General features: G+C 50.5%; 13 protein-coding genes. 10 read left to right on the forward strand and 3 right to left on the reverse strand.

What is annotated here, in order from left to right; translation table 11 throughout:
• Positions 1-76: 76 nt before the first annotated feature.
• Positions 77-778: a FadR/GntR family transcriptional regulator gene (locus tag DFR62_RS11190; RefSeq protein WP_241663102.1), complete on the reverse strand. Its 702-nt coding sequence runs from the start codon at positions 776-778 to the stop codon at positions 77-79.
• A gap of 531 nt (positions 779-1,309) precedes the next feature.
• Between DFR62_RS11190 and DFR62_RS11195 the strand changes: the two genes are divergently transcribed.
• Together DFR62_RS11195 and DFR62_RS11200 are read left to right on the forward strand one after the other, a co-directional pair.
• Positions 1,310-2,713 carry an FAD-binding oxidoreductase gene (locus DFR62_RS11195; protein WP_121300458.1) on the forward strand — a complete coding sequence of 468 codons (1,404 nt, stop codon included), beginning with the start codon at positions 1,310-1,312 and terminating at the stop codon, positions 2,711-2,713.
• On the forward strand, positions 2,710-3,705 hold the full coding sequence (locus tag DFR62_RS11200; RefSeq protein WP_121300459.1) for a bile acid:sodium symporter family protein: 996 nt from the start codon (positions 2,710-2,712) through the stop codon (positions 3,703-3,705). The genes DFR62_RS11195 and DFR62_RS11200 overlap by 4 nt, the downstream gene beginning before the upstream one ends.
• 131 nt (positions 3,706-3,836) lie before the next feature.
• On the opposite strand, the gene arr is transcribed toward DFR62_RS11200, so the two are convergent.
• On the reverse strand, positions 3,837-4,253 hold the full coding sequence (gene arr, locus DFR62_RS11205) for an NAD(+)--rifampin ADP-ribosyltransferase (protein WP_121300460.1): 417 nt from the start codon (positions 4,251-4,253) through the stop codon (positions 3,837-3,839).
• Between the two features lie 256 nt (positions 4,254-4,509).
• Here arr and DFR62_RS11210 point away from each other — a divergent pair, with 256 nt between their 5' ends.
• Together DFR62_RS11210 and DFR62_RS11215 are read left to right on the forward strand one after the other, a co-directional pair.
• Complete coding sequence (locus DFR62_RS11210) at positions 4,510-5,496, forward strand: aldo/keto reductase (RefSeq protein ID WP_121300461.1); 987 nt, start codon at positions 4,510-4,512, stop codon at positions 5,494-5,496.
• A 450-nt stretch (positions 5,497-5,946) separates the two neighbouring features.
• On the forward strand, positions 5,947-6,429 hold the full coding sequence (locus DFR62_RS11215) for a hypothetical protein (RefSeq protein WP_121300462.1): 483 nt from the start codon (positions 5,947-5,949) through the stop codon (positions 6,427-6,429).
• Between the two features lie 77 nt (positions 6,430-6,506).
• On the opposite strand, the gene DFR62_RS11220 is transcribed toward DFR62_RS11215, so the two are convergent.
• Entirely contained in the window at positions 6,507-7,199 is a 693-nt protein-coding gene (locus DFR62_RS11220; protein ID WP_121300463.1) for an AIM24 family protein, read from the reverse strand.
• A 166-nt stretch (positions 7,200-7,365) separates the two neighbouring features.
• Here DFR62_RS11220 and DFR62_RS11225 point away from each other — a divergent pair, with 166 nt between their 5' ends.
• The 6 genes from DFR62_RS11225 (at position 7,366) to DFR62_RS11250 (ending at position 15,690) form a co-directional block, all read left to right on the forward strand.
• Entirely contained in the window at positions 7,366-7,941 is a 576-nt protein-coding gene (locus tag DFR62_RS11225; RefSeq protein ID WP_121300630.1) for a TetR/AcrR family transcriptional regulator, read from the forward strand.
• Positions 7,942-8,017: 76 nt separating this feature from the next.
• Positions 8,018-11,167 carry a bifunctional cytochrome P450/NADPH--P450 reductase gene (locus tag DFR62_RS11230; RefSeq protein ID WP_121300464.1) on the forward strand — a complete coding sequence of 1,050 codons (3,150 nt, stop codon included), beginning with the start codon at positions 8,018-8,020 and terminating at the stop codon, positions 11,165-11,167.
• Between the two features lie 130 nt (positions 11,168-11,297).
• A complete protein-coding gene (nadX, locus tag DFR62_RS11235) occupies positions 11,298-12,077 on the forward strand; it encodes an aspartate dehydrogenase (RefSeq protein ID WP_121300465.1) in 780 nt (259 codons plus the stop codon).
• 80 nt (positions 12,078-12,157) lie between these two features.
• Positions 12,158-13,042 (forward strand): proline iminopeptidase-family hydrolase, encoded by an 885-nt coding sequence (locus tag DFR62_RS11240; RefSeq protein WP_121300466.1) that lies wholly within the window; start codon positions 12,158-12,160, stop codon positions 13,040-13,042.
• Positions 13,043-13,148: 106 nt separating this feature from the next.
• A complete protein-coding gene (locus tag DFR62_RS11245) occupies positions 13,149-13,829 on the forward strand; it encodes a protein kinase family protein (RefSeq protein WP_121300467.1) in 681 nt (226 codons plus the stop codon).
• A gap of 175 nt (positions 13,830-14,004) precedes the next feature.
• Positions 14,005-15,690, forward strand: a complete 1,686-nt coding sequence (locus DFR62_RS11250; RefSeq protein WP_121300468.1) for a peptide ABC transporter substrate-binding protein — start codon at positions 14,005-14,007, stop codon at positions 15,688-15,690.
• Positions 15,691-15,901: the final 211 nt, after the last annotated feature.

Raw genomic sequence — 15,901 nt, forward strand, 5'->3', positions numbered from 1 at the left:
ATCAAGTAAGAAACGGCTAATTATATAAATCGAAAAGGGCAGTCCTGAAATGAAGTAATTTCAGGACTGCCCTTTTTTATGTGGAGCGATCTAATTCCGAGCGGATGCGAGAGATGTGCTCGCTCATCAATTGCTTGGCCAGCTCGGCGTTACCGCTCTCGATTGCCAAATAGATTTCTTCATGTTCATTGTACGTATCCTGGTGGCGTTCAGCGTCGGTGAAGCGGTGGCGCCTTGTAGCACGGATATTTTCCTCCAGCCGCTTGGCAAGAGTTTCCATCAAGTCGATCAATAATCGGTTTTTGGTAGCGTTTGCGACTTGCAGGTGGAAATCTACGTCAGCCTGGACGCCGAGTTCGGGATCGTGTGCCGCTGATGCCATTTGCCCGAGCACTTCGCGGATCGCCAACAAGTTCTCTGGCGTCGCCCGCTGCGCTGCAAGCGAGGCGGCTTCGACTTCGAACGCACGCCTGAGCTCAAGCATATCGTCAATGTACTGGATCTCCGCCGCATCGATGCGCGTGCCGAGCTCATTGCCGAGCATATCGTGCTTCGTCTCAGAGAGAAAACTGCCGCCGCCTTGGCGGATTTCGAGAAAGCCTTTGCTTTCCAGGCCTTTCAACGCTTCGCGGACGGAATTGCGGCTGACGCCGAACAAACTCGCCAAATCCCGCTCGGAGGGAAGACGGCCGCCAGGGGGCACATTGTTCTCCAAGCACAGCGTTTGGATCTGTTCGACGACTAATTCATAGGTGCGTTTTTTCGGATTCAATAACACGGAACTCTCTCCCTGCTGACTTGTTTTTTGCGTTCTCTTTTCATCATACCGAAAGAAATGCAAAATGTCTGAAAATACACATTGTACTTTTCAGATTATTATGTATAATTGGTTTAATTGGTAGGACCAATTTTCGGAGGTATGAAGATGTATCGGTGTGTATGCATGCTGTTGTAAGACTTTTGGTAGGGCATCGCAATCGATATTCCACAAAACAGCTAGCTTTCCTGGGGGCTCGCGCTGAACTAATTCGGGCTAGACGCCCGAATGGATTTCAGCACTTCGCTATTCCCCAAGGAGTCTGCGCTGTTTTCCTCCATATCTAATAATTAGTATTTATTAAGAGTGGAAGGCGGTGACTCCTGCGGGAATAGCATGAGTCTTGAGACCCCGCAGGAAGCGTAGCGACCGAGGAGGCTCAAGCCATGCCCGCGGAAAGCGTCCGCCTGGAACGATTCAATAAGCTTTTCCCTATTATAATTTTGAAATTAAATTTAAATAGTGTGAATAACCACAAAGGAGCGAAATGAAATGGCAATTCCTCATCAGGAGAAAATCCTGCACAATTTGGCGGAGTTTCTTACAAGCGAACAAATCAGCGTCAACGAGACGATCAAGGAGCTGCACGGCAGGGATGAATCCTATCATGCCATGCAATTGCCGGACATCGTCGTATTTCCGGAAACGGCGGAGCAAGTATCGAAAATCATGAAGCTGTCCCAGCAATACGCGATTCCGGTCGTCCCGTTCGGCCTCGGATCGAGCCTTGAAGGCCATGTCATCCCGGAACAGGGCGGCATTACCGTCGACTTTTCCTTGATGAATAAAGTGCTGCATGTCGATGCGGAAGATTTCCTCGTCACGGTCCAGCCGGGTGTCACGAGGACGCAATTGAATAAGGAATTGAAGAAACACGGATTGTTTTTTACCGTCGACCCTGGAGCGGACGCGACGCTCGGCGGCATGGCGGCGACCAATGCGAGCGGCACGACTTCCGTTAAATACGGCGTCATGCGTGACCAGGTGCGCGATCTTGAAGTGGTCATGGCGGATGGCACCATTATCCATACCGGCAATAAAGCCGCGAAATCATCTTCCGGGCTTCATTTAAACGGCCTATTCGTCGGCTCTGAAGGGACGCTTGGCTGCTTTACGGAAATGACCTTGAAAGTGTACGGCATTCCAGAATTCGTTACGGCGGCTCGCGCTTCATTTCCGAGCGTGAAAGATGCGGTCGAAGCGGTCGTCTCGATCTTGCAAGCGGGCATTCCGATTGCTCGCGTCGAATTGGTCGATGAACAATCAATGAAGCAGGCGAACAAATACAGTGAAACGGCATACCCTGAACAGCCGACTTTGTTCCTGGAGTTCCATGGCAATGAAGCAGGGCTCAAGCAAGACGTAGAGTTTATGGAAGAAATCGTCCAGGGGCATGCGTGCGAAGAAATCGCTTTTGAGACCGATACGGCGGCGCGCAATCAATTATGGGAAGCACGCCATACCTTGGCCTATGCCTATATCCACGGCTTTCCCGGTAAAAAAATGATGGTCACGGATGTTTGCCTGCCGATTTCAGAACTTGCAGGCGCAGTCGGCCATGCACGGGAAAACCTGCAGGCGCTCGGGCTTCCGGGCGGCATCGTCGGCCATGTCGGCGACGGCAATTTCCATGCGCTCATCATGATGAATATGGAAGACCCTGAAGAAGTGGCGCGTGCGCAGGAGTTTAACGGGCGCATCGTCGAGTACGCGCTCGAACGCGGCGGGACTTGTACAGGCGAACACGGCGTCGGGCTCGGCAAACAGAAATACCAACAGCAAGAACACGGAGCGGCGCTTGACGTCATGGAGAAAATCAAACGGGCGCTGGACCCGAACAATCTATTGAATCCCGGCAAAAACATTAAAGTGGAGACAAAGGAGACGATTAAATGAAAGTATTGCAATCATTGAGTGCCATCGCTGGAAAATATTTTGCTGTGTGGGTCATCTTGGCTGCCTTGCTGGCGTTTTTCCTGCCTGAAGCGTTTGTCGGGTTCGGCGCCTATATCACGATCCTGCTCGGCGTCGTCATGTTCGGGATGGGCTTAACGCTCAAACCGGTGGATTTTAAGATCATTGCCAAAAGCCCGCTGCCGGTATTTGTCGGCGTGGCCGCGCAGTTTCTCGTCATGCCGCTCGCGGCCTTTGCCATTGCCTATGTGTTGAATCTGCCGCCTGAACTTGCGGCAGGCCTCGTGCTTCTCGGCTGTGTGCCGGGCGGGACGGCGTCGAACGTCATGGTGTATTTGGCAAAAGGAAATTTGGCTTTGTCGGTCGCGATGACGTCCTTGTCGACTTTAATGGCGCCGATCATGACGCCGCTGCTCTTGTTGTTGCTCGCGGGGCAATGGCTGCCGGTCGATCCGATGTCGATGTTCATGTCCATCATCCAGGTAATCATCCTGCCGATCGCACTCGGGATTCTCGTCCAGCGCCTATTCCCGGCAGCGGTCGCGAAAAGCATCTCGGTCGTGCCGCTCATTTCGGTGGCAGCGATCCTCATCATCGTTTCGGCCGTCACTGCCGCCAATGCGCAAAACGTCATCAGCTCGGGCTTCATCGTCTTCCTTGCGGTATTCTTGCATAATGGATTCGGCTTGATGCTCGGTTATGTGATTGCGATGCTTATGGGCCTCAGCGAAACAGACCGCCGCGCGATTTCACTCGAAGTCGGCATGCAGAACTCAGGACTCGGTGTTGCTTTGGCCACCGCCCACTTCAGCCCGCTCGCTGCGCTGCCAAGCGTATGGGGCGCAATCTGGCACAATATTTCTGGGCCGATTTTGGCGACGATCTGGTCAAAAAAACCAGCCGCAGCGCCTAATAAAGAAAATCCGGAACTCGCCTCGCGGGTTAAACCGGCGGTAGATTCCGGATCTAAATAAGTGAATCTATGTATGCAAAAACCACCCGTCATTTGGGTGGTTTTTTGAGTGATGAAAGATACAGGGGTGGCAAGACATTCACTTTCTTGTGGATCACTACTCAGCAATAACGATGTTCTAAAGAGTGAACCTTAATCAATAATGACCGCTTTGCCTTGTTCGCGAAGCGACTTCAGCGAGCCGAGCATATGCTTGATCTGCTCGTCGCTATGGCGTTCCCAGGCAGCGAGTTCCGCCACGATCTTCAATGGTTCTTTGGAGCGGTAGGAGCGTGTCGGGTTCCCGGGAAAACGCTTGTCGGTCAAATTCGGGTCGTTTTCGAATGTGCCTGTCGGTTCGACAATGTAGATCCGTTCCGGCAAATCCGTGGCGGCGAGTTCCGCGCCCCATTTCGCCGCGTCGAGTGTGGCGGTGAAATAGATGTAATTGGATTTCTTGTCCTGGAAGTTGGAAGGATTCTGAGATTCCAGCAAGTCCCCGACTGCCAGTTGTGCTTTCGTTCCGTGGAAGAAGGGGCCAAGGTCCAAAACTTCTGTCGATTCATTCATCGTGTTGCCTCCCATTTTCAGTTTGATATCCTGAGTATAGGGGAGCCGTTTCCGAAAAAGTAGTCTGCAAATACATTTTTCTTTCAGGTATAATAATAGGAGAGAGTAACGCGCATAGCCCGGTTTTTCATGTCTGACCATGAGAAATCGGGCTATTGTCATGTCTGCCGATAACTGGGATTTCATTCGTTTAACGGCTCTTTCAACGGGTAGACATGGGTATATGTTTTAACTATTAAAGAAGAGGTGTTCACGAATGAAAAATGATGTGACAATCAAACATAAACTCGGCCTTGGCACAGCGCCGCTTGGCAATATGTTCCGGGACGTGCCGGAAGACGAAGCGATGGCGACGATCGAGTCGGCTTGGAATGAAGGCATCCGTTATTTTGATACGGCGCCGTTTTACGGGGCTGGGCTTGCAGAACTGCGGCTCGGTGAGATTTTACCTTCATACAACCGCGACGAATATTTACTGAGCTCGAAAGTCGGCCGCATCGTGCTGGACGAAGAAGAGGAAAAAGAAGGGCTGTTCGAATTCGGCCGCAAAAATAAAATCCAGACCGATTACACGGAATCGGGCACGCTGCGTTCGATTGAAGACAGCTTGAAACGCTTGAAAACAGACCGCTTGGATATGGTCTATGTGCACGATATCTCACCGGATTTTCTTGGCGATGAATGGGTCACGAAGTTCGATGAAGCTCGAACAGGCGCTTTCAAAGTGCTCGACCGCTTAAGAGACGAAGGCGTCATCAAAGCATGGGGCCTTGGCGTCAATACGACCACGCCGATCGAAGTCGCACTCGAACTTGAAGAAGTACATCCTGATTTGAGCTTGTCCGCGACGCAGTATACTTTACTGCAACATGAACGCGCACTTGAGCGCATGATGCCGCTTGCCGAGAAAACAGAAGGCGGCCTAGTCATCGGCTCGGCGTTCAACTCCGGCGCTCTGCTTGGCGGCGATCATTTCGATTACGCAGAAATCACGCCAGAAATCAAAGAGCGGGTGGCGCGTTTTAACGAAGTTGCCCAAAACCACGGCGTGCATTTGAAAGATGCCGCGCTACAATTTTCAACGGCGCATCCTGCGGTCAAAGCGGTTGTCACCGGATCCACACGCCCAGACCGCATCAAGGAAGACTTAGCCGCACTGACAGCTGATATCTCGTCTGCTTTCTGGGACGAACTCGTCGACAAAGGCCTTGTGTCCCCGAAAGCTGTATTGCCGAAAAAATGATAATAGAGAACGACAAAAGGTTCCGGTCTGCTGGCCGGAACCTTTTGCTATGGTGTGGAGAAATTTTGATAACCTCTCACGTTTCGTTCCAGCCGGACGCTTTCCGCGGGCACGGCCTCAGCCGCTTCGTCGCTGACGCTCCTGCAGGGTCTTCGACTCGTGCTATTCCCGCAGGAGTCGCCGGCTTTCACTTCACTAGTGTTGCAGAATTTTTTCTCTCACACATATTTATATTTTCTTACTAATTGAGTAGACACTTTATGAATGAATAGCTGTAACTTCTTCAACACTCTGATAAAAGGTTCCGGTCAATACCCTGTAACCTTTTATCGTGAATGAACCAGCTATTTTTACCGGAATATACGTTGAGCGCTGAATTTATTTATCTTTAATTTTACAAATTTGCCATTTGCTATACTATAGATTAAGGATAAGAACTGGAGGGTCAACATGAAAGCTTCGGCTGCAATATCGATAACGGCATCTTTACTGATCGTCATCGCCACCTTGGCTGGCTGTGGTACTGTCGGGGAAAGCCCAGAAACTCTCGCGATCGAACACCGCGGGGAATACGAAGGGGTACTCGTTTCAAGCACTTATACTTCGGCCAAAACCGCAGGCTATGAAGAAACGTTCATCGAAGGGCCGGAAAAAGCCGATGAACTGATCGACCGGTTGAATGGAGAAGAGCTGATTCAAGCGAGTGAAGCGGAACTGCAAGAAAGGGCCGATCTGCTCGAGCAGCCTGGCAGCTACCGGATGATGCTTTACAATATGCCGGTAGCCAATCGCACGGACGAGCATATGTATTTGATTCACTTTTACAAAGACGGAACGATTCAACTGGATCAAGAAGGTGTCACGTATTTCCTTTATAATCCTCCAGAGGATTTGCTTTCGCAATTGAAACAACAGTGGAACATTAGCTTTTAAGACAAAACAAACTGCCCCGTGGTGATTAGAGCAATGTCTAATCGCCGCAGGGCAGTAGTTATTAGGTAATCTGTTTATTAGCCTTGTGGCGCGTGGTAGATTTCCTCGAACGGCTGGACGACGACGAAGCCGTTGCCGGAGAATTTCATCTGTACGGATTCTCCGCTGCCTCTGCCAAAAAAGCTTTTCAACTGCACGTCGGTGACGAAATCCGGTTCCAAATTGCCCGACCAAGCAACAGTCGCGTTCGGGTCGGTGAACACTGGCGTATCCGGCGTGACGAGCAAAGTGAGCGGCTCGTAATGGGAAGTGAACGCGACGAGTCCGTGGCCTTCCAGTCGGACATTGAACAATCCGCCCGCCATCATTCCGGCGACGCGGCGCATCAATTTGATGTCCCAGTCGAGCCCGTTCTGAAATGCGAGCAAGTCGTTGCCGTTGATGAAAATGCTTTCGCCTTCAAGATCTAAAATGGTGATTTTCTTGCCGCTGTCTGCGACGTAGAGTTTGCCTTGGCCGTTCGCTTTCATCAACTGGGCGCCTTCTCCGCTGAGCGCTTTTTTGACGAATTTCCCGAGGCCGTGCTCGAGCATGCCTTCGCGCTCGAATTTGATATTGCCTTCATAGGAAATCATTGAGCCCGCTTTAGCCCATACTTGGCCATTCAAGTTCACTTCGAGCAGGCGGTCAGTTTCAAGCTCGAAAAAATCGCGCGCGCTTTCTTCCTGTTTCGTTTGCTGGACAAATTGTTTGATGGAATACTTCGACATGAATGATTCCTCCTTTAACTGGATACTATGCTATACGGGCAGGCAGCGAAATCGTTTCATTTTGGTGACATGCACTTTCGGGTTATTCATTGATTTTCAACGAGGGAAGGAGTAAACTGTCGGAGAATGAATGTTCATTCCGCAACAAAAGGAGGAATTTTTCCAGATGCCGACATCCACCACTAAACGAGATGATATTCTCGACAGCGCACTCACTTTGTTCGCCGAACGCGGCTTTGATGCCACGACCATCCCGATGATCGCGACCGATGCCAAAGTCGGGGCGGGGACGATTTACCGTTATTTCGCCAATAAAGAAGTGCTTGTCAACACCTTGTTCCAGCATTATGTGACCTTGTTCAAGGAAACGCTGGAAAAAGACTATCCTGAGGAAGCGGGCATTCGTGAGCAATTCCATCATTTATTCCAAGGGATGATCCGTTTTACGAACGAGCACGATCATGCCTTGTATTTCATTAAAACCCATACATCCGCTTATTTTCTGGACGCCGGAAGCCGTGAGCAATTCAGCCATTTGCTGATGATCCTCGAAAATTTCTTCGAGGCAGGAAAACAGCAAGGGCAGATCCGTGAGCTTCCGTCCAAGGCGCTCATCGCCATTATCTTCGGCGGCTTTTTGCAACTCTATCAATTGATCCGCGTAGGGGAACTTGAAGCCTCGGCGGAACTACTGGCAGGAGTCGAGGAAAGCTGCTGGGATGCTGTGCGTCATCATTCGTGATGATGCCAGTTTTTTTCTCATTTTATAGGAATGAATATTCATTCCGTTTTTAATTTTATAGAAGAGGTGCTAATCCATGATTGAAATGAAAAACCTTCCACAACCGAAATCCTACGGCCCGCTTGGCAATTTGCCATTGATCGATAAAGAAAAGCCGGTGCAATCGTTCATGAAGCAAGCGCGTGAACTTGGGCCGATCTATCAATTCCATTTTCCGGGACGTGCCAGCACGTTTGTATCAAGTGCGGAACTGGCCGCGGAGATCTGTGACGAGACGCGCTTTGATAAAAAGATCGGGCCGGCTCTCCAGAAAGTCCGCGCATTTGGAGGAGACGGTTTGTTTACGAGCGGAACCGAAGAGCCGAACTGGAAGAAAGCCCATAATATCCTGTTGCCGAGCTTTAGTCAGCAAGCGATGAAAGGCTATCACGAGAAAATGATCGATCTCGCGTCGCAATTGGTGCAGAAATGGGCACGTCTCAATCCGAACGAAGAAATCGATGTGCCGGATGATATGACGCGGTTGACGCTTGATACGATCGGCCTGTGCGGGTTCAATTACCGCTTCAATAGCTTTTACCGTGAGGATTCTCATCCGTTCATCGAGAAGATGGTGCGTGCTTTGGATGAATCGATGAGCCAGACGCAGCGTCTTGGCATCCAGGACAAATTGATGGTGCGCTCGAAGCAGCAATTCAAGGAAGACATCGATTATATGTTTAACTTGGTCGACGAATTGATCGCAGAGCGCAAAGAAGCAGGCGATCAGGGAGAAGATGATTTGCTGGCGCATATGCTGAAAGGGAAAGACCCGGAAACCGGGCAGTCCTTGGATGATGAGAACATCCGCTTCCAGATCATCACATTCTTGATTGCCGGACACGAAACGACGAGCGGCTTATTGTCATTCGCGATCCAGTACCTATTGAAGCATCCGGAAAAACTTGAAAAAGCCTATGCTGAAGTGGACGAAGTGCTTGGTGATGCGACGCCTTCATTCAAGCAAGTGAAGCAATTGAAATACGTGCGCATGATTTTGAATGAAGCGCTGCGACTGTGGCCGACCGCACCGGCATTTTCCGTCTATGCGAAAGAAGATACGACGCTTGCCGGCAAGTATGAAGTCGAAAAAGGTGAAGCGTTCACTTTACTCATTCCGGAACTCCACCGCGATAAAAGCGTTTGGGGACAAGACGCAGAAAGTTTCCGGCCGGAGCGCTTCGAAGACATCTCGAAAATCCCTCATCATGCATACAAGCCGTTCGGCAACGGACAGCGCGCATGCATCGGCCAGCAATTTGCGCTTCACGAAGCGGTGCTCGTGCTCGGCATGGTGCTTCAGCATTTCGAACTGATCGACCATACCGATTATCAACTTGAAGTGAAAGAAACTTTGACCTTCAAACCGGACGGATTGACGATGAAAGTGAAACCGAGACGAAAAGTGCAGATGTTCCAAGCGCCAGTTGCGGAAGAGCCAGAACAAGCGCCGGAAGCCGAGCAAGCCATCGATTCGCACGGCACGCCGCTATTGGTGCTTTACGGATCCAACCTTGGGACAGCACAAGGCGTCGCCCGGGAGCTCTCGGAAACGGCACGTTTTAAAGGCTTTGAGTCACAAGTAGCTGCGCTCGATGACTATGCCGGCAACCTGCCAACACAAGGGGCGGTTGTCATCGTATCGGCTTCGTATAACGGAAACCCGCCGGACAATGCGGTGCGCTTTATGGAATGGCTGGCCATGGCCGATTCCACTGAAGGCGTCACATACAGCGTCTTCGGCTGCGGAGACCGCAACTGGGCAACGACCTATCAGCGCGTGCCGAGCATCATCGATGAACAGCTGTCGGCAGCAGGCGCCACGCAGCTCATCGGTCGCGGCGAAGGCGATGCCAGCGAAGATTTTGACGGGGAGCTGGAAAAATGGCAGCAAGCTTTATGGCCAGCACTCGCCGAACGTTTCGGGCTCGACTTGGAAACGAACGCACAAGCAACCAACCAGTTGACGATGGAATTCATCAGCGGCGTCAGCCATACCCCATCAGCGCGTGCATATGATGCGTTTACGGCAGTAATTGCCGGCAATGAAGAACTATTGAAGACAGCGGACCGCAGTACACGCCATATCGAGATCCGGTTGCCTGAAGGGGCAGCGTATCAAGAAGGCGACCATCTTGGCGTGCTGCCGGAGAATTCCAAGGAATTGGTGGGCCGTGTATTGGCGCGTTTCGGCTTGAAAGGTGAAGAGCATGTAGTTCTGGAAGGAAGCTCTGGACGCGCGAACCATTTGCCGACCGGCCAGCCGGTCCAGCTCGAACAATTGCTCGCAAGCTACGTGGAATTACAGGAACCAGCAACGCGCGCGCAACTCCGCGAACTCGCGAAAAGCAATCCGTGCCCGCCGCATAAACAGGAGCTTGAACAATTGGTGGAAGACGAGACGTATAAACGGGAAGTGCTCGCGAAGCGTTTAACGATGCTTGAATTGCTGGAACGCTTTATGTCATGCGAGATGGAATTCGAGCACTTTTTGGCTTTATTGCCGGCATTGAAAGCCCGCTACTACTCGATCTCCAGTTCGCCGCGTGTCTCATCCAGCAAAGCGAGCATCACGGTCAGTGTCGTGAAAGGAGCGGCTTGGAGCGGCACAGGAGAATACGAAGGCGTCGCTTCCAATTATTTGGCGAAGCGCGAAGCAGGCGATAAGATCGCTTGCTTTATCCGCACGCCTCAAACTGCTTTCCAATTGCCGGAAAACCCGGAAACACCGCTCGTCATGGTAGGCCCAGGAACCGGCATCGCGCCTTTCCGCGGCTTTATCCAAGGACGAAAAGGGTTGAAAGAACAAGGAGTGCAACTCGGCGCAGCGCAGCTGTATTTCGGCTGCCGTCATGCACAAGAGGATTTCTTATATGAAGAAGAATTGAAGCAAGCCGAGCAGCTTGGCTTGATCGAGTTGCACAGCGCCTTCTCGAGACAGCAGCAAGAGAAAGTCTATGTGCAGCACTTGATGGAACAAAACGCACAGGAAATTCTCGGGCTGTTGGAACAGGGCGGACATCTGTATATTTGTGGAGACGGCGGCAAGATGGCGCCAGCCGTAGAGCAAAGCTTGATCCGCAGCTATCAGGAACTGAGAGGCGTGACGCATGAACAAGCGTTGGCGTGGCTCGCGGAACTTGAACAATCCGGCCGGTTTGCGAAAGACGTCTGGTCGGCTTCGTAACATAAGCAACAGAACAATTTAAATAGATAATGAAATGCCGCCTTCCATGAAATCAGCCGATTTCGAAGGTGGCATTTTTCTATTTACGGGTAAAGAAGAGTAAGGAGATTTTCAAGAGGAGGGGGCTATCATGAACATTGGCATTATCGGAACCGGCAATATCGCCACTTACTTGCTCGAACAAGTGAATGAAAAGAGCATGGCAGATGGGCGCATCACCGCGGTGTTCGGGCGCAACGTGGAAGCCGGAACGCGTTTAAAAGAACGCTTTGGCATGGAGTTTTACACTGACTTAGACGAATTTCTTTCGGCTCCTGTCGATACGGTTGTGGAAGCTGTGACAGTGGATGCGGCAAGGCTGTTCATAAAGCAGGTGGTTGAACGTCAAAAAGACCTCATTGTCAGCAGCATCGGCGTGTTCAAAGACTTTGCGTTCCTGGATGAGCTGACCGGATTAGCCGATGCGAACAGCACGAAGATCTATCTGCCGTCGGGCGCAATCGGCGGTTTGGATGTGTTGCAGTCAGCAAGGGCGCTCGGTGGATTGGAATCTGTCCAGCTGACGACGCGGAAATCGCCGATGTCACTCGGGATGGAGACGGACCGTGAACAAGTGCTATTTGATGGGACGGCGTTTGATGCTGTCGGCAAATTCCCGAAAAATATCAATGTGGCTTTGGTGCTTGCGATTGCAGGCATCGGGGTGCACGAGACGAAAGTGCGCATCATCGTCGATCCGGAAATTGAACGCAATACACATACGATTGAAGCGCAAGGGGATTTCGGCAAGATGCACCTGCAAGTCGAAAACAACCAGATGGCAGCGAACCCGAAAACGAGTTTACTGGCGGCACTCAGCATTCTGTCGGTGCTCCAGAATAAAAGCAAGGCATTGAGGATTGGGAATTAATATACGCCAGCGGAGAAAAAGGGTTTTTAAAGTTTACAATGAAGTAAATAGCCAGTGATAAGGGAAAGGGGTACGAAGAAATGGAACATGTCAAAGAAGGGTTCATTCCCGTGACTGGGGGCAAAGTATGGTACCGCATTACAGGCAAAGGCCCTGGTATTCCGCTCTTGCTATTGCACGGCGGACCGGGAATGAAAAGCAGCGATAGCGACCCGCTGCAACAACTAGGGGCAGAGCGGCCGGTCATCCAATACGACCAGTTGGGCTGCGGAAAATCGGAGCGGCCGGAAGATGCGTCTCTTTGGACAGTGGACCGCTACGTCGAAGAGCTCGTGCAAGTGATCCAAGCGCTCGAACTGGAAGAAATTCATCTTCTGGGCCATTCCTGGGGGACGATGCTCGCCGCGTCTTATTTATTTACAAAACCACCAGGCGTGCGCAGTGTCATATTCTCGGGGCCTGCACTCGATGCACAGCGCTGGGAGCGGGACCAGCGCGCTTATTTGAAGCAATTTCCGGAGCAGGTGCAAAAGACGATAGTGCAGAGTGAACAGCAAGGGACAACCGATTCCGAAGATTACCGGGAAGCTGTGATGAAATACTATAAAACCCATATGTGCCGCGTCGACCCATGGCCAAAGGAGTTGTCGGAAGATCTCGATCAACTGAACCCGAGTGTCTACAACTATATGTGGGGGGCATCGGAATTCACGGTCACCGGCACCTTGAAGCATTTCGACGCGACGGAGCGCCTGCAGGAAATCGCTATTCCGGCTTTGTTTACTTGCGGCCGGTACGATGAAGCGACACCATCTGCGACTGAATATTACACGAGCCTCGTCCAGGATGCGGAATTTCATGTGTTTGAAAACAGTTCACACATGCCGGCGATCGAAGAACCCGATGCGTATCTGGAAACCGTACGCGAATGGGTCAATCGCCAGGAAATGAAGCCGGGTGCGTAAAAGGGAAAATTGGAGAACTGATGCTATGATAAAGACGAACCGCCAACACATGGGCGGTTCGTTATTTCAATAGAACAAACCGTGAACGATCAGAGGAGAGATGGGCATGAATGAAGATCAATGGCAACTGGCGGCGCAAGCTTTGTCGGCTGTCACCGTGACAGCGCATCCTGATAATGAACCCGTGACAATCGTGGGAATGGCAGATAGCTTTCGCTGCATCGGCGTCGGGACGGATGCGGCCGTGTTCCAATCCGAAAACTTCCCCGAATATGCATTCAAGGTATACGCAGAAGGCAAAAAGGATAAGCTCGAAGCTGAGGCACAAGTATATGAACAAATCGGCCAATCTGTTTATTTCTCGACTTGCTATGGAAGAAATGAGCGCATGCTTGTGTTGAAATTTGAGAAAGGCCCAACTTTATTCGACTGCCTGCTGCAAGGTATTTACGTTCCTGAACAGGCCATCGTAGATGTGGAAAAAGCGCGCGACTATATTCGTGAAATCGGCTTGAATCCCCGGGATATCCATTTGAAAAACATCATTTTGCAGGACGGGCGCGCAAAGCTGCTCGATGTGTCCGAATACATCAAGCCCGGCAATGATTTCCGCTGGGAGCATTTGAAAAAAGCGTACCAGGAATATTACCCGATCATCGACGGCAAACCGGTGCCATTCTGGCTGCTCGACACGATCCGCAAATGGTACCACCATTGGAACCGCTATTCTGCCTCGTTTGAAGAATTCATGCGTATTGTATCCAAGCAAATAAACTACCGCAAATAATTTTAGCAAACAACAGACTTTCCGGCTCTTGGAAATCCTGTTGTTTTTTTGAAATAAATAACTGACAATATCAACTCTATTAAATTCAAAATTTTATATATTTTTCAAGAAAATTATTATTTGTATATAATAGGAGGGGAAATGAACTAGAGCAATAGACTTAGGAGGCTTCATAATGATTAAACGAAATAAAGCTTGGGCTTTGTTGATGACGGCCAGTTTGGCTGCGATGCTTACAGCTTGCGGCGGGGATCAGGAATCGGCATCTGATACGGAAAGTGAAGCTGGGCATGGAGAACTGGACAGTGTCCAGGAACTGCGCTTAACGACAGGGTCTGGAATTCCGACGATGGATTCCGTATTGGCGGACGATGCGGTATCGTTCACTATGTTGAACAATGCCGGCGAAGGCCTCTACCGACTGGATCAACAGAATACGGCCATACCGGCGATAGCTTCGGCCGAACCTGAAATCAGCGAAGACGGATTGACCTATACATTCAAGCTGCGCGATGCAAACTGGTCTGATGGCTCGCCCGTGACGGCGCATGATTTTGTCTTCGCGTGGCAGCGTGCAGCGGACCCAGAAACAGGCTCGACTTACGGCCCGTATATGATGGCGGGAACGATCAAGAATGCCGCTGCGATTGCAGAAGGCAAACTGGACAAGTCGGAACTCGGCATTACTGCAAAAGACGACCAGACGCTGGTCGTGTCACTTGAACGCCCGATTCCTTATTTCTTGTCTTTGATGGCGTTCGGTACGTTTTATCCACAGAAGGAAGCGTACGTCACTGAACACGGAGATCAATACGCCGTGGATTCAGAAAATCTGTTGTCGAACGGGCCGTTCATTTTGGCGAACTGGGATGCAACTGCAGCATCGTGGGAGCTGGAGAAAAACCCTGAATACTGGGATGCGGAAACGGTGAAATTAGATAAGGTCGAATTTAATATCGTTCCGGATCCAGGGACCGGTGTTAATTTATATGAGACAGGGGAAGCGGACCGTGCCGGCTTGGCAGGCGAATTTGCCATGCAATACGCGGAAGATGAAGAAGTCGTGCGCGTTTTGAAGCCGTCTGTCTATTATTTGCAGTTCAACCAGGAGCGCGAAGGTGAACCGACGCCGCTTGCGAACCCGAAATTACGCAAAGCTTTGGCGCTGTCATTCAATAAACAGGATTTGGCGGATGTCGTCCTTGCCAACGGGTCGATTCCGGCAGATTTCTTGGTCCCGACGGAATTCACATTTGATGCGAACAATGAAGATTTCCGCCAGCTCAATGGGGATATGATGGAATTCAATGCTGAGGAAGCGAAAGACTTATGGGCAAAAGGCTTGGAGGAAGAAGGGCTGACGGAAGTGAGCTTGGAGTACTTAAGCGGCGATACGGAACTTTCTAAAAAGATCGATGCCTATATGAAAGACCAGATGGAAGGCAATCTGGAAGGCTTGACGCTGGAGATGAGCCAAGTACCGTTCAATGTCCTGCTCGATAAAAACGAAGCACAGGATTACGATATCCAAAGCACAGGCTGGGGCCCGGATTTCCAGGACCCGATCACATTCCTTGATTTGTTCGCGACCGAATCGCCTCAAAACACAATGGCGTATTCCAATGAACAAGTGGATGAATTGCTGGAACAGGCAAACGGCGAACTTGCCCTGAAACCGGAAGAGCGCTGGCAAGCGTTAGCTGAAGTGGAGAAAATCCTCGTTGAAGAAGATGCGGCCATTGCCAATATGTATCAGTTCGGCAGCATGGCGCTGCAAAAACCATATGTGCATGATGTCATCACGCATCCGTTCACGGGTGATTTCAGCTATAAATGGGCGTATATCGCAGGAAGAGAATAATGAAAAGGAGGACGGCGGCTGCCATCCTCCTTTTTTAGATTGTCGCGAAAGTTTTCACCTTCTATCGGCATTCATTTCAAGCCAGGCTAGTTCCCAAGCAAGTGGAATTGACTTTAGGTATTCATTATTTAAAAGGGGAAAAATTACAATAAACATTTATTAACAAATAAATCGGTTGTAACCAAAACAATATAGTAATATTGTAGACAGA

The sequence above is a fragment of the Planococcus citreus genome (assembly GCF_003664125.1).
Taxonomy (GTDB): domain Bacteria; phylum Bacillota; class Bacilli; order Bacillales_A; family Planococcaceae; genus Planococcus; species Planococcus citreus.